General features: G+C 73.3%; 17 protein-coding genes and 1 pseudogene. 11 read left to right on the top strand and 7 right to left on the bottom strand.

Going from position 1 to position 16,773, the window contains the following annotated elements; genetic code table 11:
• Positions 1-187: 187 nt before the first annotated feature.
• A pseudogene (locus tag ABEB13_RS14105) lies at positions 188-436 on the bottom strand (MarR family winged helix-turn-helix transcriptional regulator); the annotation flags it as partial.
• A 73-nt stretch (positions 437-509) separates the two neighbouring features.
• Here ABEB13_RS14105 and ABEB13_RS14100 point away from each other — a divergent pair.
• Positions 510-1,847: an aldehyde dehydrogenase family protein gene (locus ABEB13_RS14100; protein WP_345705806.1), complete on the top strand. Its 1,338-nt coding sequence runs from the start codon at positions 510-512 to the stop codon at positions 1,845-1,847.
• Between the two features lie 110 nt (positions 1,848-1,957).
• Here ABEB13_RS14100 and ABEB13_RS14095 read toward each other — a convergent pair whose 3' ends face one another.
• Together ABEB13_RS14095 and ABEB13_RS14090 are read right to left on the bottom strand one after the other, a co-directional pair.
• The gene (locus ABEB13_RS14095) at positions 1,958-2,170 is read right to left on the bottom strand and encodes a PP2C family protein-serine/threonine phosphatase (RefSeq protein ID WP_345705805.1); all 213 of its coding nucleotides are present in this window, start codon (positions 2,168-2,170) and stop codon (positions 1,958-1,960) included.
• Positions 2,140-2,697 (bottom strand): PP2C family protein-serine/threonine phosphatase, encoded by a 558-nt coding sequence (locus ABEB13_RS14090; RefSeq protein WP_345705804.1) that lies wholly within the window; start codon positions 2,695-2,697, stop codon positions 2,140-2,142. Before ABEB13_RS14090 ends, ABEB13_RS14095 begins: the two co-directional genes overlap by 31 nt.
• Before the next feature lie 232 nt (positions 2,698-2,929).
• Here ABEB13_RS14090 and gcl point away from each other — a divergent pair, with 232 nt between their 5' ends.
• A complete protein-coding gene (gene gcl / locus ABEB13_RS14085) occupies positions 2,930-4,711 on the top strand; it encodes a glyoxylate carboligase (protein WP_345705803.1) in 1,782 nt (593 codons plus the stop codon).
• Between the two features lie 72 nt (positions 4,712-4,783).
• Here gcl and ABEB13_RS14080 read toward each other — a convergent pair whose 3' ends face one another.
• Positions 4,784-5,995: an alginate lyase family protein gene (locus ABEB13_RS14080; protein WP_345709666.1), complete on the bottom strand. Its 1,212-nt coding sequence runs from the start codon at positions 5,993-5,995 to the stop codon at positions 4,784-4,786.
• 332 nt (positions 5,996-6,327) lie between these two features.
• Between ABEB13_RS14080 and ABEB13_RS14075 the strand changes: the two genes are divergently transcribed.
• Positions 6,328-8,223 (top strand): lectin, encoded by a 1,896-nt coding sequence (locus tag ABEB13_RS14075; protein ID WP_345705802.1) that lies wholly within the window; start codon positions 6,328-6,330, stop codon positions 8,221-8,223.
• Between the two features lie 42 nt (positions 8,224-8,265).
• Here ABEB13_RS14075 and ABEB13_RS14070 read toward each other — a convergent pair whose 3' ends face one another.
• Both ABEB13_RS14070 and ABEB13_RS14065 read right to left on the bottom strand, forming a co-directional pair.
• The gene (locus ABEB13_RS14070) at positions 8,266-8,538 is read right to left on the bottom strand and encodes a DUF4190 domain-containing protein (protein ID WP_345705801.1); all 273 of its coding nucleotides are present in this window, start codon (positions 8,536-8,538) and stop codon (positions 8,266-8,268) included.
• Between the two features lie 56 nt (positions 8,539-8,594).
• Positions 8,595-8,750, bottom strand: a complete 156-nt coding sequence (locus tag ABEB13_RS14065) for a hypothetical protein (protein ID WP_345705800.1) — start codon at positions 8,748-8,750, stop codon at positions 8,595-8,597.
• 116 nt (positions 8,751-8,866) lie between these two features.
• Between ABEB13_RS14065 and ABEB13_RS14060 the strand changes: the two genes are divergently transcribed.
• The 7 genes from ABEB13_RS14060 (at position 8,867) to ABEB13_RS14035 (ending at position 14,839) form a co-directional block, all read left to right on the top strand.
• Positions 8,867-9,490 (top strand): TetR family transcriptional regulator, encoded by a 624-nt coding sequence (locus ABEB13_RS14060; RefSeq protein WP_345705799.1) that lies wholly within the window; start codon positions 8,867-8,869, stop codon positions 9,488-9,490.
• A gap of 122 nt (positions 9,491-9,612) precedes the next feature.
• A complete protein-coding gene (locus tag ABEB13_RS14055) occupies positions 9,613-10,452 on the top strand; it encodes a S1 family peptidase (RefSeq protein ID WP_345705798.1) in 840 nt (279 codons plus the stop codon).
• Between the two features lie 142 nt (positions 10,453-10,594).
• Positions 10,595-11,002, top strand: coding sequence for a TetR/AcrR family transcriptional regulator (locus ABEB13_RS14050; protein ID WP_425559879.1), 408 nt, complete (start codon positions 10,595-10,597; stop codon positions 11,000-11,002).
• On the top strand, positions 10,954-11,301 hold the full coding sequence (locus ABEB13_RS40545) for a hypothetical protein (RefSeq protein ID WP_425559878.1): 348 nt from the start codon (positions 10,954-10,956) through the stop codon (positions 11,299-11,301). Before ABEB13_RS14050 ends, ABEB13_RS40545 begins: the two co-directional genes overlap by 49 nt.
• Positions 11,285-12,913, top strand: a complete 1,629-nt coding sequence (locus ABEB13_RS14045) for an acyl-CoA dehydrogenase family protein (RefSeq protein WP_345705797.1) — start codon at positions 11,285-11,287, stop codon at positions 12,911-12,913. The genes ABEB13_RS40545 and ABEB13_RS14045 overlap by 17 nt, the downstream gene beginning before the upstream one ends.
• Complete coding sequence (locus tag ABEB13_RS14040; RefSeq protein WP_345705796.1) at positions 12,910-13,797, top strand: amidohydrolase family protein; 888 nt, start codon at positions 12,910-12,912, stop codon at positions 13,795-13,797. The genes ABEB13_RS14045 and ABEB13_RS14040 overlap by 4 nt, the downstream gene beginning before the upstream one ends.
• Before the next feature lie 64 nt (positions 13,798-13,861).
• Positions 13,862-14,839: a DMT family transporter gene (locus ABEB13_RS14035; RefSeq protein WP_345705795.1), complete on the top strand. Its 978-nt coding sequence runs from the start codon at positions 13,862-13,864 to the stop codon at positions 14,837-14,839.
• Between the two features lie 38 nt (positions 14,840-14,877).
• Here the strand turns inward: ABEB13_RS14035 and ABEB13_RS14030 are convergent, their stop codons facing one another.
• Positions 14,878-15,675 (bottom strand): inositol monophosphatase family protein, encoded by a 798-nt coding sequence (locus ABEB13_RS14030; RefSeq protein WP_345705794.1) that lies wholly within the window; start codon positions 15,673-15,675, stop codon positions 14,878-14,880.
• Between the two features lie 91 nt (positions 15,676-15,766).
• On the opposite strand from ABEB13_RS14030, the gene ABEB13_RS14025 reads away from it, so the two are divergent.
• The gene (locus tag ABEB13_RS14025; protein WP_345705793.1) at positions 15,767-16,750 is read left to right on the top strand and encodes an Lrp/AsnC family transcriptional regulator; all 984 of its coding nucleotides are present in this window, start codon (positions 15,767-15,769) and stop codon (positions 16,748-16,750) included.
• The last annotated feature ends 23 nt before the right edge of the window (positions 16,751-16,773 follow it).

The following is a 16,773-nucleotide window of genomic DNA, read 5'->3' as shown; positions in this document are numbered from 1 at the left end:
GACTACCTCCCCGCCGGTGGCGGTCGGCGAGCAGGTCCCCGAGGCGGTCCAGCATCGGCAGCAGCACGGCCCGCTCGGTCGGGGTGAGATCGCCGAGGGCCCCGTGGACGCTGTGCATCTCGGCGCGGATCCGACGGGCGAGGTCGCGTCCGTCCGGCGTCGGTGTGACCACCTTGCTGCGGCGGTCGTCGGGCGCCGGGTCGCGCCGGACCAGGCCGCGGCTCTCCATCCGGGCGACCAGGCCGGTGGCGTTGGACGCGTCGCAGACCAGGTGCTCGGCGAGGGCGCTCATCGACAGCGGCCGGTCCAGGGCGACCAGGGCCCGTGCCTGCGTGGTGCTCAGGCCGTGCCGGCCGGCCACCGTGGCAAGGTCGTCGTAGTAGCCGCGCACCACCCGGGCCAGGGGCTCCAGCAGGTCGGATGCCTCGGGAATCATTTGACATCCTCAACTTTCGGCGGTTTCCTGAAGGTCAGGGTAGTTGAGATTACCAACCTTTTCGGAGGTCCGCATGAACGACCGCGCCCAGGACGGCACCCCGCACGGCGAGCCGGCCGCCGACCTCGTCGCCCGGCTCCGCGGCACCTTCCGCACCGGCCGCACCAAGCCCCTCGCCTGGCGGGTGGACCAGCTCCAGCGGCTGCGCGCACTGCTCACCGAGAACCAGGCCGACCTCGCCGCCGCGCTCCGTGCGGACCTCGGCAAGAGCGAGGCCGAGGCCCGGCGCACCGACGTCGACTTCGTCGTCCGGGAGATCGACCACACCCTGGCGCACCTGGCCGACTGGCTGCGCCCCGAGCCCGCGCCGGTGCCCGACGCCCTCGGCGGCGCCACGGCCCGTACCCAGTACGACCCGCTCGGCGTCGTCCTGGTGATCGCGCCGTGGAACTACCCGGTGCAGCTCCTGCTCACGCCGCTGGCCGGGGCGCTCGCCGCCGGCAACGCCGTGGTCGCCAAGCCGAGCGAGCTGGCGCCGCACACCTCCGCGGTGCTGGCCCGGCTGCTGCCGGCGTACCTCGATCCCGCCGCGGTCGCGGTGGTGGAGGGCGGCGTCCCGGAGACGACCGCGCTGCTGGCCCAGCGTTTCGACCACGTCTTCTACACCGGCAACGCCGCGGTCGGCCGGGTGGTGATGCGGGCGGCGGCCGAGCACCTCACCCCGGTCACGCTCGAACTCGGCGGCAAGTCACCGGTGTTCGTCGACGGTGACGTGGACCTTGCGACCGTCGCCGAGCGCTTGGTGGCGGGCAAGTTCCTGAACGCCGGGCAGACCTGCGTCGCCCCGGACTACGTGCTGGCCGAGCCCGCGGCCGCGGCCGCGCTGGCCGACGCGCTCGCGGCCGCCGTCGAGGCCCGCTACGGCGCCGACCCGGCGGCGTCCCCGCACTACGGCCGGATCGTCAACGAGCGCCACTTCGACCGGCTCACCGGCCTGCTCGGCTCCGGGCGCACCGCGGTCGGCGGCCGGCACGACCGGGCGACGCGCTACCTGGCGCCCACCGTGCTGGCCGGGGTGGCCCCGGACTCTCCGGTGATGCAGGAGGAGATCTTCGGCCCGATCCTGCCGATCGTCGAGGTGGCGGACGTCGACGCGGCGATCGCGTTCGTCAACGACCGGGAGAAGCCGCTCGCGCTCTACGTGTTCTCCGGGTCGGCCGACGTCCGGCGCCGGTTCGCCGACGAGACCTCCTCGGGGGCGATCGGCTACGGCCTGCCACTGGCCCATCTGACCGTCCCGGACCTGCCGTTCGGCGGGGTGGGGGAGAGCGGCATGGGCAGCTACCACGGCCGGTACTCGATCGAGGCGTTCAGCCACCGCAAGGCTGTACTGGAGGAGCCGGCGGCCTGACCGATACTTGAGCATCTCCAGAGTCCCCGCCCCGCATCCCGGTCCGCCCGGGGCGTCGGGCGGGGGCTCTGTCGTCGCTTCTCCCGGGGCGCCGAGCGGGGACTCCGCCGTCACTCCTCGACGCTGACCAGGGCGAGGGTGATGTTGTCCGGGCCGCCCGCGTCGATGGCCGCCCGCCACAGCTCGTAGGCGGCCCGCCCGTCCCGGTGCTCGGCGAGGATGGCAGCCAACTGCTCCGGGGGGACGGGGTCGGTGAGCCCGTCGCTGCACACCAGCAGCCGGGTGCCGACGGTCAGCGGGACGCGGCTGAGGTGCGGTTCCACGTCCCGCGCGGTGGCGCTGCCGCCGAGCGTGCTGGTGACCACGTTGGTGGTGCGCCGGCCCGGGGGAGCGGCGGGCTGTCGTCCACGCTGAGCCGGCGCAGCCCGCCGTCGCTCGCGTCGAGCACCTGGCTGTCCCCGATGTTGAAGACCATCGCCTCCTCGGCGGCCAGCACCAGGCCGGCGACCGTGGTGCCCATGGTGGTGAGCGCGGGCTCGGCCGCGGCCGCGTCGTAGAGCGCCCGGTTGCAGGCACGCAGTTCCTCGCGGAGCGCCTCCTCGTCGTCGAGTCCCGGTCCGGCTTCGGCCAGCCGGCGGACGGTGAGCGAGGAGGCGACCTCGCCGCCCGGGTGTCCGCCGAGCCCGTCGGCTACCGCGATGACGCAGGGCGTGCCGAGCGGGAAGAGCAGCGTCTGCGGACTGTCGGTCACGGTCGCGCAGAGCGTCCACGGACCGGCCACCAGGCTGTCCTCGTTGCGCTCCCGGACCAACCCCTGGTGGCTGAGCACACTGACCGCGATGTGCGGCATCGTCCTGTCCCCGTTCGTGTCGTCCCGTCGTGCTGTGGTCGCCCCATCGTGCCGGACCGACCGGTGCGCCGGGCCGCTTCCCATTGTCGGTTCCTCGTACGGGGAGCCGCGCGTCGTCTCAACGTTCTGTTGAAACCCCCTTGACTCCCCCGTCGGGCCCGGCTTACTTTGATTTCACATTCCAGAACTTATATTCCGTATGGCGGAAAAGCCGCTCGGGCAGGAGAAGCAGATGCCTCGTATGACAGCCGCCCGCGCGGCCGTGGAGATCCTCAAGCGCGAAGGCGTGAGCAACGCGTTCGGTGTCCCCGGCGCGGCCATCAACCCGTTCTACGCCGCCCTCAAGGCGTCCGGCGGGATCCATCACACGCTGGCCCGCCACGTCGAGGGCGCCTCCCACATGGCGGAGGGCTACACCCGCGCCAACCCGGGCAACATCGGGGTCTGCATCGGGACGTCCGGCCCGGCCGGCACCGACATGATCACCGGCCTGTACTCCGCGACCGGCGACTCCATCCCGATCCTCTGCATCACCGGCCAGGCGCCGGTCGCCCGGATCCACAAGGAGGACTTCCAGGCGGTCGACATCGCGTCCATCGCCAAGCCGGTCACCAAGGCGGCCACCACCGTCCTGGAGGCGGCCCAGGTCCCCGGCGTCTTCCAGCAGGCCTTCCACCTGATGCGCTCCGGCCGGCCCGGCCCGGTCCTGATCGACCTGCCGATCGACGTCCAGCTGACCGAGATCGAGTTCGACCCGGAGACCTACCAGCCGCTCCCGGTCTACCGGCCGATCGCCAGCCGGGCCCAGATCGAGAAGGCGATCGGCCTCCTCAACGAGTCCGAGCGCCCGCTGATCGTCGCCGGCGGCGGTGTCATCAACGCGGACGCCGCCGACCTGCTGGTCGAGTTCGCGGAGCTGACCGGGATCCCGGTCGTCCCCACCCTGATGGGCTGGGGCATCATCGCCGACGACCACGAGCTGAACGCCGGCATGGTCGGTCTGCAGACCTCGCACCGCTACGGCAACGCGAACTTCCTGGAGTCCGACTTCGTCCTCGGCATCGGCAACCGCTGGGCCAACCGCCACACCGGCAGCCTGGACGTCTACACCAAGGGCCGGAAGTTCGTCCACGTCGACGTGGAGCCGACCCAGATCGGCAAGATCTTCGCCCCGGACTACGGCATCGCCTCGGACGCCAAGGCGGCCCTGGAGCTCTTCGTCCAGGTCGCCGGGGAGCTCAAGGCCGAGGGCCGGCTGCCCGACCGCAGCGCCTGGGCCGCCTCCACCCAGGAGCGCCGGGGCACCCTCCAGCGCCGCACGCACTTCGACAACGTGCCGATGAAGCCGCAGCGCGTCTACGAGGAGATGAACAAGGCGTTCGGCCCGGAGACCCGGTACGTCACCACCATCGGCCTGTCCCAGATCGCCGGCGCGCAGATGCTGCACGTCTACAAGCCGCGCCACTGGATCAACTGCGGCCAGGCCGGCCCGCTCGGCTGGACGATCCCGGCGGCCCTCGGTGTCGCCACCGCCGACCCGGAGACCCCCGTGGTCGCCCTCTCCGGCGACTACGACTTCCAGTTCATGATCGAGGAGCTGGCGGTCGGTGCCCAGCACCGGATCCCCTACGTCCACGTCCTGGTGAACAACGCCTACCTCGGCCTGATCCGCCAGGCGCAGCGCAACTTCGACATCGACTTCCAGGTCAAGCTGGAGTTCGAGAACATCAACTCGCCGGAGCTGGGCGTCTACGGCGTGGACCATGTCAAGGTCGCCGAGGGGCTGGGCTGCAAGGCGATCCGGGTCACCGAGCCGGACCAGCTGCTGCCGGCCTTCGAGGAGGCCAAGAAGCTGGCCGCCGAGTTCCGCGTCCCGGTCGTCGTCGAGGCGATCCTGGAGCGGGTCACCAACATCGCGATGGCCGCGGCCGACATCGACAAGGTGAACGAGTTCGAGGAGCTCGCCACCGAGCCGGGCCACGCCCCGACCGCGATCCGGCCGCTGACGGTCTGATCCGCCGGCGCCGCAGCGCCACCCGCCGGGGCCGCCCGGGCGATCGACTCGCCCGGGCGGCCCCGGCGTTGCTCAGTTCGGGTTGTCGGCGTGGGTGAGGGTCTCCCAGGCGGTGAAGAGGTTGTCGGTGCCGGCCGGGCGGCGCTGTTCGGTGAGCTTCTGGGTGTTGGTCATGGCGTGGCCGAGGCGGTTGTGCAGGGCGTTGAAGCCGACCTCGGTGACCGGGCCGAGGTGCTGCTTGAGGGTGCCGCCGCAGAGCCAGGACGGGACGGCGGTGCCGAGTTCGTACGTGGCCTGGAAGCCGAGGGCGTTCCGCAGCCGGTCGGCGATCTCGGGGTAGAGGTCCTGGCCCTGGATGCGGCTGGTCTCGGCGACGTGGGCGATGGCGGAGATGGCGTAGCCGGTGTGGGTGAGGTCGCGGCAGGTCTCCTGGGTGAGGCCGTTGACGAAGGTGCTCTGGCCCTGCCAGTAGTTGATGATCTTGTCGCGGGTGTCGAGGCCGCTGCCGGGCGCGGTCTTCGGCAGGGCGCCGTCGGTGGTGAGGTAGATGTAGGCGGGCACCCGGCCGCGGAAGGTGGTGACCGCCTTGTCGTAGACCGTCCGGTCGTTGAGGAAGACGGCGATGCCGATCGTGGCCTCGGTCATGGAGAGTTCCCAGTTGCCGTTGGACCGGGAGCCGTTGACGACCTTCGGGAGGTAGACGTTGCGCAGCATGGTGCCGAAGCGGTCGATCTTGTCGGCGGGCCATCCGCTGTAGGTGTAGCGGATGATCTCGGCGGCGCGCGGCCAGGTGGAGGCGGACCAGGCGCTCTGCAGGGGCGCGTTGCTGTTGGTGTGGTCCTTGAGGGTGCCGGACCAGGCGTCCATGAGCTGGATCGCCTTCTGCGCGTAACGGCTGTCCCGGGTGATGTACCAGTCCAGGGCGAGGGTGTACGCCGCTATGGCGTCCTCCCGCTCGTCCGTGCAGCCGTAATCGGGGTTGGAGTACGAGCCGCACTCGACCACTGCCCGCGGTTTCGGGGTGCGGTTCAGCGAGTCGTACCCACTGGCGTGCATCTGGTCGTAGGCGGCCTTCCACGGCTGCGCGCCGGCCTGCACTCTGCCGCGGACGAAGTCGAGTTGGGAGCGGCTGACCAGCACGCCCGGGTGGGCGAACGCGGCGGGTGCGGCGGCCGTGGCGGGCTTGGCCGGCGCGGCGGCGTTCGTGGGTGCGGCGGGTGCCTGGAGTGCGGCCTGGGCCGGGGAGCCGAGGAGTCCGGCGGCGAGGCCCGCGGGCAGTGCCACGGCGGCCAGCAGGGTGGCGACGAGGGGGAGTCGGCGGCGGCGTCGACGGGACACGGAAGGAACCTCCGGTCGGGAGAGGCGGGGTGACCGGGAGTCAACTACCCGGTGGTGTCCGCGTCAATGAGACCGACTGGAAACCTTCCTAATGGAAACCTTAAATGAATCTGCCGTCACCTAGTGAACGCGCAGTGCCGAGCAAACGCTCTCTCGTCTTCATGATTGGTCTGGTCCAGCGCCTTGACGCCTTGTCGTGTGCAGGAGTTGAATCGCACCGCGCCACCGGCCGGCCGTCGCACCTCCCCGACTCCCCACTCCCGAAGGCGGATCCGATCATGGCCTGGGCCCCACCCGTCCCTTCCGGCCGCGCCCGTCGCGCAGCCGTCCTGCTGCTCTCCGGAGCACTGGCCGCCACCGGCCTGCTGAGCGCGGCTCCCACCGCCGGCGCAGCCGGCGAGACCGTGAACGTCTGGCTCACCACCACCGACGACGCGGGCGGCCGGCACGTCACCCGCGGCCTCGCCCCGCAGGCGCCGGTCGCCTTCACCGCCGGCACGGGCAGCGGCGGGCAGCTGATCTCGGTGGACGAGTCCACCCGGTACCAGCAGTTCACCGGTGGCGGCGCCTCGTTCACCGACACCGCGGCCTACCTGCTGAACAGCAGCGGCGCACTGAGCGCGGCCACCCGCGACGACACCATGCGCAAGCTCTTCTCGCCCAGTGACGGCATCGGGCTCTCGTTCCTGCGCAACCCGATGGGCTCCTCGGACCTCGCACGCTACGGCTATACCTTCGACGACCAGCCCGCCGGCGCGAGCGACCCGGCGCTGAACGGGTTCTCCGTCGCCCACGACCTGGTGGACGTGCTGCCGCTCACCAAGCAGGCCCGCCAGCTCGACCCGGCCCTCACCGTGATGGCCTCGCCCTGGACGGCGCCCGCCTGGATGAAGGACAGCGGCAACCTCAACGGCGGCTGGCTGAAGGCCGAGGACTACGGCCCGTACGCCCAGTACTTCGTCAAGTACCTTCAGGCGTACCAGGCGCAGGGCGTGCCGGTGAACTACGTGACCGTGCAGAACGAGCCGACCTGCTGCGCCGGCTATCCCTCGATGAGCTGGAACGGCTCGGGGCTGGCCTACTTCACCAAGAACAACCTGCTGCCCGCGCTGGCCGGGGCCGGCCTGTCCACCAAGGTCCTCGCGCTGGACTGGAACTGGGACCAGTACGGCAGCTACGCGGCCCCGTCGCTGGACGACGCGGCCATCCGCACGCACCCGAACTTCGGCGGCATGGCCTGGCACGGCTACGGCGGCGACGTCTCCACGCAGACCACCGTGCACAACCAGTACCCGACGGTGGACGCCTTCGACACCGAGCACTCGGGCGGCACCTGGATCGCCGACCAGCAGCGCGAGGACATGCGCAACATCATCGACTACAGCCGCAACTGGGGTAAGTCGGTGACCAAGTGGAGCCTGGCCGTGGACCAGAACATGGGCCCGCACTACGGCGGTTGCGGCACCTGCACCGGCCTGGTCACGGTGCACAACGGGGACTCCCGCAGCGGCCAGGTCGACTACACGGTCGAGTACTACACCATGGGCCACCTGACCAAGTTCGTCCGGCCCGGCGCGTACCGGATCGCCTCCAGCGACAACTCGGCGGTGCCGAACGTGGCCTGGCAGAACCCGGACGGCTCCAAGGCGCTGGTCGCCTACAACGACAGCGGTTCGGCGCAGACCGTGCGGATCGTCTGGGGCGGCCGGAACGTCGCCTACAGCCTGCCCGCGCACACCTCGGCCACCTTCACCTGGAGCGGGGCGCAGGGCGGTGGCGGCGGGGCGAGCGGCCGGATCACCGGCCTCGCCGGCAAGTGCCTGGACGTCGCGGCGGCAGGCACCGCGAACGGCACCGCCGTCCAGCTCTACGACTGCAACGGCACGGCCGCGCAGACCTGGACGGTCGGCACCGACGGCACCGTCCGCGCGCTCGGCAAGTGCCTGGACGTGGCGTCCGGCGCGACCTCGGACGGGGCCAGGACGCAGCTGTACGACTGCAACGGCACCGCCGCCCAGCAGTGGACGTACGACCCGAACACGCACGACATCGTCAACCCGCAGGCGAACAAGTGCCTGGACGTGACGGACAACAGCTCGGCCAACGGCGCGCGGATCCAGATCTGGACCTGCACCGGGGCGGCCAACCAGAAGTGGACGGCGCCCACGGCCTGACCCGCGGTACGGGGCTCGGCACCCGGCCCGCGCGACGGCGGGTCAGGTGCCGAGCTGCCAGATGGTGCCGTGGCTGCCGGCAGTGACGACGGCGAGGACGACGAGGTCGGCGACGCCGAGGGCGATGCCCAGCAGGGCCCGGCCGCGCCGGCCGGTGCGGCGCAGGAGCGCGGCCGCGCCGAGCAGGATCGCCCCCGGGCCGAGCACCAGGTTGAAGATCAGCAGGCCGAGCAGGCCGAGGACGAACGAGGCGACGGCCATCTGGTCGCCGTCGGCGGTGCGGGAGCGGGTGTCGGGCCGGGTGAGCTGTGCCATGGCAGGACTCCGGTGGGAGGTCGTGGTGCCGGAAGGGGAGGCGGCGGCCGGTGCCGTCAGTGCCGTCGGGCGCGGGCGAGGCGCTCGCGGGCGCCGAAGGCGGCGAGCCAGAGCGCGATCCCGGCGGCCGCGGCGAGGAAGACCGGCAGCGAGGTGTGGATGGCGGCTCCGGCGAGGAGGCCCATCGCGACGACGATGATCAGGAGGCTCACGGTGACGTCCTTTCCTGGTCGGCAGCTGGTGCGGCGGCCAGTTCGGTGTACGACTGTTCGCTGACTTGCTCATCCTACGCTTCCCAAAGTCGGCAAACAGTTGTTTACTGAATGATGTGAGTCACACCCCCGGGGTCCGCCAGGTCCAGAAGCAGCAGAGCCGCCGTGCCCTCCTCGACGCCGCTCTCGGCCTGCTGGAGCACCAGAACCTCAGCGGCCTGGGTGTGCGCGAGGTGACCCGGGCGGCCGGGCTCTCGCCGGCGGGCTTCTACCGGCACTTCCCCGACCTCTCCGAACTCGCCGTCGTCCTGGTCGAGGAGTCCCTCGCCAGCGTCCACGCGATGATCAGGTCCGTCCTGGCCGAGCAGGGCGACGACTCGGACCGGCTGATCGACCGGACGGTCGAGCTGATCGCCGACCACGTCCGGGAGAATCCGGCGCACATGCGCTTCCTGGTCCGGGAGCGGCACGGCGGTGTCCGCGCGGTGCGCGAGGCGATCGCCGGGGAACTGCGCGGCTTCACCGACGAGGTGGCCGCCGGCCTCGGCGCGCAGTCGGTCTCGGCCGGCTGGTCCGCCGGGGACCTGAGGATGCTGGCCCGGCTCTACGTCGAGCACATGGTGGCCACCGCGGCCGAGTTCCTGGAAGCAGGCCCCGGCGGAGAGCGGCGGATCGCCGAGACCGCCCGCACCCAGTTGCGCCTGATCGGCGTCGGTCGGCGGCACTGGCCGGAGGGCTGAGCCCGGCGTGCCGGCCGGCGGCCGGCGGAGGTTGCGGCAACCGGCAATTCACGCAGGTGTATTGACACTGCGTCATGGACACGCCAATTTTAGGGGACCCCCACACACCGAGAGGCCCTCTCATGAAGAAGCCGCTCATCGGCGCGTCCGCTGCCCTGCTGCTCGCCGGGGCCACCGCCCTGACCGGAGCCGCACCCGCCGCCGCCGCGACCCGGGCGCCGGCCGCCGTCACCGTCAGCTATGCCGGCACGGTGGCGCTCAGCAACTGCTCCGGATCGGTCGTCCGGATGCCCGGATCGGCGACCACCGACCCGGCGCTGGTGCTCACCAACGGCCACTGCCTGGAGACCGGCATGCCCGACCCCGGCCGGGTGATCGTCAACCAGTCCTCCAGCCGGAGCTTCACCCTGCTGAGCTCGACCGGCTCCGGCCTCGGCACGCTGCGCGCCACGAAGGTGGTGTACAGCACGATGACCGACACCGATGTGACGCTCTACCAGTTGAACACCACCTATGCCTCGATCAAGTCCCGTTACGGCATAAGCCCGTTGACGATATCCGCGAGTCACCCGACGGCCGGCGCATCGATCAAGGTGGTCTCCGGGTACTGGAAGCGGACGTACTCCTGCAGCGTCGACGGCTTCGTCTACCGGCTCAAGGAGGGCGGCTGGACGTGGAAGGACTCCGTCCGCTACACCTCCGCCTGCAACACCATCGGCGGCACCTCCGGCTCCCCGGTGATCGACACCGCCACCGGTCTGGTCGCCGCCGTGAACAACACCGGCAACGAGGACGGCGAGACCTGCACGGAGAACAACCCCTGCGAGGTCGACGCGAACGGCGCCGTGACCGTCCGCAAGGGCATCAACTACGCCGAGGAGACCTACGGGATCCCGGCCTGCTTCGCCGCCGGCAACAGGCTGGACCTGACCCTGGCCGGCTGCACCCTGCCGAAGCCGTAGGCCTCCGGCCGCTGCCCGCCCCCTCGCGAGGGCCACCCGCCGCCGGCGGGTGGCCCTCGGCCGTTCCCGGGTTCCCTCGGCCGTTCCCGGATGCCCTCGGCAGTCCTTCCCCAAGAAGTGAATCGGTGCTTCAATGCTTGGTATGGCCTACCGACGCACCCCCGCCGTCCAGGCGCGGCTGGACGCCCAGCGTGCCGCCGTGCTCCAGGCGGCCGTCGCGCTGCTCGCCGAACGCGGCTACGCGGGCTGCTCGATGGCCGCCGTTGCCGAGCGGGCCGGGATCGCCACCGGCTCGATGTACCGGCACTTCTCCGGCAAGTCCGAACTCGCCGTCGAACTGTTCCGCACCGTGGTCTCCCGCGAGGTCGCCGCCGTCACCGAGGCGGTCGCCCGCGAGTCCACCCCGCAGCGCCGGGTCGCCGCGGTGGTGGAGACCTTCGCCGCCCGCGCCCTCAAGGCCCCCGGCTCGCCTACGCGTTGCTCGCCGAGCCCGCCGACCCCGTGGTCGACGCCGAGCGGCTGGTGTTCCGGCAGGCCTTCCGCGACCTGATCGCGGCCCAGATCGCCGACGCGATCGCCGACGGCCGCCTCCCCGACCAGCCCGCCCTGCTCACCGCCGCCGCCCTCGTCGGCGCCGTCGGCGAGGCCCTGGTCGGCCCGCTCGCCGCCGGCGAGCCCGCCGACGACCTGATCCCCGCCCTCACCGCCTTCGCCCTGCGCGCGCTCGGCGGCCCCGCCGAGGACGACACCGACCAGGACGACGCCGACCTGCACGACACCGGCGAGGACGACACCGACGCCCGCCCCGCAGACCCCGCCCGAGGAGCACGGCATGCCGCCCACGCATGAGGTCACCAACCAGGTCCCCGACCCGTACGGCCACGACGTCGCCGCGGACCCGGCCCTGCTGGAGGCCCTGCACCGGGCCGGCGCCGGCTGGGCCGAGGACGAACTGCACACGCTCGGCCGCCTCGCCGGCTCCGAGCAGGCCGACACCTGGGGCCGGCTCGCCAACGAGAACCCGCCGGTCCTGCGCACCCACGACCGCTACGGCCACCGCATCGACGAGGTCGAGTTCCACCCGCACTGGCACGACCTGATGCGCACCGCCGTCGGCCACGGCCTGCACGCCGCACCGTGGCAGGACGAGCGGCCCGGCGCGCACACCGCCCGCGCCGCCAAGTTCTACGTCTGGGGCCAGGTCGAGGCCGGCCACACCTGCCCGATCTCGATGACCTACGCCGCCGTCCCCGCCCTGCGCGCCACCCCCGCCCTCGCCGAGGTCTACGAACCCCTGCTCGCCGCACGGGAGTACGACTTCGGGCTGCGCGAGCCGCAGGCCAAGCGCGGGCTGATCGCCGGCATGTCGATGACCGAGAAGCAGGGCGGCTCCGACGTCCGCGCCAACACCACCGCGGCCGTGCCGCAGGCCGACGGCACCTACCGGCTCACCGGTCACAAGTGGTTCACCTCCGCGCCCATGTCGGACCTCTTCCTCACCCTCGCCCAGGCACCCGGCGGCCTCAGCTGCTTCGTGCTGCCCCGGGTGCTGCCGGACGGCAGCCGCAACCGGCTGCTCCTCCAGCGGCTCAAGGACAAGCTCGGCAACAAGTCCAACGCCTCCGCCGAGATCGAGTACGACGGCGCCACCGGCTGGCTGGTCGGCGAGGAGGGCCGCGGCGTCCCGACCATCATCGAGATGGTCAACATGACCCGCCTGGACTGCACGATCGGAGCCGCCTCCGGCATGCGGTACGGCACCGTCCGCGCCCTCCACCACGCCACCCACCGGCGGGCGTTCGGCGCGGCCCTGGTCGACCGGCCGCTGATGCGCAACGTCCTCGCCGACCTCGTCGTCGAGTCCGAGGCCGCCACCACCGTGGCGATGCGGCTCGCCGCCGCCACCGACGCCGCCCTCGCCGGTGACGAGCAGGAGGCCATGCTCCGCCGCCTCGGCCTCGCCGTCTCCAAGTACTGGGTGTGCAAGCGCGGTCCGGCGCACGCCGCGGAGGCCATGGAGTGCCTGGGCGGCAACGGCTACGTCGAGGAGTCCGGCATGCCCCGGCTCTACCGGGAGGCCCCGCTGGTCTCGATCTGGGAGGGCTCCGGCAACGTCGCCGCCCTGGACGCGCTGCGCGCCATGGCCCGGCACCCCGCCACCGTCGAGGCGCTGCTCGCCGAACTCGACGCCGCGGCCGGCGCCGACCGTCGCCTCGACGCCGCAACAGCGGCGCTGCGCAAGCAACTCGGCGACCTCACCGAGCTGGAGTACCGCACCCGGCGGCTGGTCGAGCAGATGGCCCTGGCCTTCCAGGGCGCCCTGCTCGTCCGGCACGGCGACCCGGCGGTGGCCGACGCCTTCTGCGCATCCCGGCTCGGCGGTGACCACGGCGCCGCGTTCGGCACCCTGCCGCCCGGCGTGGACACCGCGGCCGTCCTCGACCGGGCCGTCCGCCGATGACCGAGACCGCGGAAGTCCGCGAGTTCTGGCAGGGGTTGGGGCTGCCCGGACTGATCGACGTGCACACGCACTTCATGCCGGAGCGGGTCCTGGCGAAGGTCTGGGCGTATTTCGACGCCGTCGGGCCGCTCACCGGGCGGCCCTGGCCGATCGCCTATCGGCACGCGGAGCAGCAACGCGTCGACACCCTGCGAGAGTTCGGCGTGCGGGCGTTCACCGCGATGCTCTACCCGCACAAGCCGGCGATGGCCGCCTGGCTGAACTCGTGGGCCGCGGACTTCGCCGTGCGCACCCCGGACTGCCTGCACACCGCGACCTTCTTCCCCGAACCGGGCGCCCGGCAGTACGTGGCGGACGCCCTCGACCGGGGCGCCCGGGTCTTCAAGGCCCACGTGCAGGTGGGCGGTTACGACCCGGCCGACCCGCTGCTGGACGGCGTGTGGGGGCTGCTCGCGGAGCGCGGCACCCCGGTGGTGGTGCACTGCGGGTCGGGGCCGGCACCCGGCAAGCACACCGGCCCCGGCCCGATCGGTGGCGTCCTCGCCCGGCACCCCGGGCTGCGGCTGGTCGTCGCCCACATGGGCCTGCCCGAGTACACCGACTTCCTCGACCTCGCCGAGCGGTACCCCCGGGTCCTCCTGGACACCACCATGGTGTTCACCGACTTCACCGAGCGCCTGGCACCCTTCCCGGCCGCCGAGCTGCCGCGGCTGCGCGACCTCGGGGACCGCGTCCTGCTCGGCACCGACTTCCCGAACATCCCGTACCCGTACGCCACCGCCCTGCACGCGCTGGCCGGCCTCGGCCTCGGCGACGACTGGCTGCGGGCGGTCTGCTGGGGCAACGCGGCGCGCCTGTTCGGGGCTCCGGCAGCGGCCGGGTGACACTGGCGCCGGGGTTCGTCCCCGGTGCGCGCCGGGCCCCGACCGGCGAAGGGATCCCCGTACCGTGCTCCCCGTCCTGCTGGCGCTGTGCGCCGCGTTCAGCAACGCGGTCGCCACCGTGCTGCAGCGCCGTGCCGCGCTGACCGTGCCCGCCTCCACCGGCCTGCGCCCGGGGCTGCTGGTGGACCTGCTGCGGCGCCGGATCTGGCTGGCCGGCATCCTGGCGGTGATCGCCGCCGCGGTGTTCCAGGCCGCGGCGCTCGCCGGCGGCAAGCTGTCCGTCGTGCAGCCGCTGTTCGTGCTGGAGCTGCCGTTCGCCCTGCTGGTCGGCTCGCTCGTGCTGCGGCGCGGGCTGCCCTCGCGCGGCTGGGCCGCGATCGGCTGCGTGGTGCTCGGCCTCGGCCTCGCCCTGGGGGCCGCCGCGCCCTCGGCCGGCGAGCCGCACGTGGCGATCGGCCGCTGGATCCCGGCGCTCGCCGGCTGCGGCGCCGTGATCGTGCTGCTCTGCGCGGTGGCGGTGCGCCGCCCGATCGGCCGGGTCCGGGCCTGGTGCCTGGGTGCCGCGGCGGCGGTCGGCTACGCGCTGACCGCCGCCCTGATGAAGACCGCCACCCGCACCCTCGCCGACCACGGCCTCGGTGCGTTCCTCACCACCTGGCAGACCTACGCCTTCGCCGCGGTCGGGGTGGCCTCCCTGTTCCTGCTGGAGAACGCCCTGCAGGGCGGCCCCCTGGTGGCCTCGCAGCCGGCGCTCACCCTCGGCGACGCGGCGGTCAGCCTCACCCTGGGCGTGGCGCTGTACCGGGAGGAGCTGCGCACCGGCTGGTGGCTCGTCCCCGAGCTGCTCGGGATCGGCCTGGTCGCGGCCGGCGCCGTCACCCTGGCCCGCACACCCCTCACCCGCACCCTGGTCGGCCCCGTCCCGGAGCCGCCCGAGGACCCTGCGGAGCCCGAAGGGGCCGCGGAGCCCGAGGAGGCGGCGGACGCCGAGGACACCGCGGAGTCCGAGGACGCTGCCGCCCCGCCCGGCCCGGAGGCGTAGTCCGTCGGCCGCGGCCCGCCCCGCGGCGGGCGCGGGTGTCAGTCGACGACGGCCAGCGCGGCGACCGCCTCCGCGTGCGGGCCCGGGGCCGCGGCCAGGAAGCTGTCGGCGGCGGGAGACCACGGCCGGCCCGCCGCGTCGGTGACCACGGCACCGGCCTCGGCGGCGATCAGCGCGCCGGGCAGCAGGTTGCCGGCGTCACTGCCGTACTCCCAGAACAGGCCCAGGTGCCCGGAGCCGACCCGGGCCACCTGGAGGGCGGTCGGCCCCAGGTTGCGCACCGCGAGCACCCGCCCGAGCAGGGCGGTCATCGATGCGCCCGCGCGGCGCCGGGCGATGTCGTTCCCGCCGACCAGCGGCGGATGCGCGGTGGCGGCCAGCGCGACCTCCAGGCCGCGTGGCACGGGCGCGATCGGCCGTCCGTCCAGTCGCGCACCGCCGCCGCGCGCCGCGGTGTACGTCGCGCCGGACCGCGGCGCGTGCACCACCGCGGCCCGGGCCTCGCCGTCCCGTACCAGGGTCGCGGTGACCGCCCAGTGCGGCAGCCCGTGGAGGTACTGCACGGCGCCGTCGGTGGCGTCGCAGACCCACCACTCGCCGTCGGCGGGCACCTCGCCGGTCAGCTCGTCCTCCCACCAGCCGGCCGACGGCCGCAGGGCGCCCAGCCGTTCGCGCAGCATGGCCGCGGCCGGCCCGTCCACCGCGCGGAAGGCGGCGAGCGCCTGCGCAGCGGTCGTCGCCGGTACCGGCTCCGGGCGCTGCACCGCGGCCAGGTGCGCGCCGACGGCGCGGACCGCCGCGGCCATGCCGTCCACCGTCGTCCCCAAGTCCTGCATCGGATGGCTCCTCTCGTCGATGGACAACAGGTACCGTGACGGCGGCGGGCCGGGTCGTGTCCGACGGCAGAACTGCGGGAATCGGACATCCATGGACACCAGTACGGCGGATCCCGCCACCCTGCTCGACACCCTGGACCGCCGGCTGGTCTGCGCCCTCCAGGTCGACGGCCGCGCCGGGACCGGCCGGATCGCGGAGGTGCTCGGCGTCTCCGCCCGGACGGTGACCCGGCGGCTGGGGCGGCTGCTGGGCAGCGGCACCGTGCAGGTCGTGCTCATGCCAGACGTCCGGGACCGTGCGGTCGGCGCCCTGCTGCTGCGCGTCCGGGTGCTGCGCGGCAGGACGGACGCCGTCGCGCACGCGCTGGCCGCCCGCCCCGACGTGCCGTTCGTCGACGTGATGCTCGGCGGGCAGGAGGTCGGTGCGGTGGTGCTGACCGACGCCGAGGCCCGCGACCACCTGCTGTACGGCCTGCTGCCGGCCACCGGCGCCGTCCTGGAGACCGACGTGCACGCCGCGCTGCACCTGTTCGCGGACGCCGGGCGGTGGCGCTCCGGGCACCTCACGGACGAGGAGGCCGCCGCCCTGGCCCCGGCGCCGCCGACCACCGCACCGCCCGGACGGGACGACCTCGACCGGCGGCTGCTCGACCTGCTCGGCCGGGACGCCCGCCGCCCGCACGCCGCGCTGGCCGCCGCCACCGGCATCCCCGAGTCGACCGTCCGCCGCCGCCTCGACCGGCTCGCGGCCGGCGGCCTGCTGCGCACCCACGCCACGATCGACCCGCGGCTGCTCGGCATGGCGGTCGACGCCAACCTGTGGCTGGACGTGCCGCCGGGCCGGCTCGCCGAGGTCGGCGATGCGCTGGCCGGCCACCCGCAGGTGCACGGCGTCCTCGCGACGAGCGGCCGGTCCAACCTGATGGCCGCCGTCTTCTGCCCGGACCACGCCGGCCTCTACCGGTTCGTGACGGAGACCCTCGGGCCGCTGGGGGTGGACCGCGCCGAGACCGCGATCGTGGCCCGTGCGGTCAAGCGGGCCGGCGTGCTGCCGGGCGGGCCGCACCGCCGCTGAACGCCCTGCCGCGGGGCGCACGG

Source organism: Kitasatospora paranensis, from assembly GCF_039544005.1.
GTDB classification, from domain to species: domain Bacteria; phylum Actinomycetota; class Actinomycetes; order Streptomycetales; family Streptomycetaceae; genus Kitasatospora; species Kitasatospora paranensis.
The sequence above is the reverse complement of the archived record's forward strand: the minus strand, read 5'-3'. Positions and strand labels throughout refer to the sequence as shown.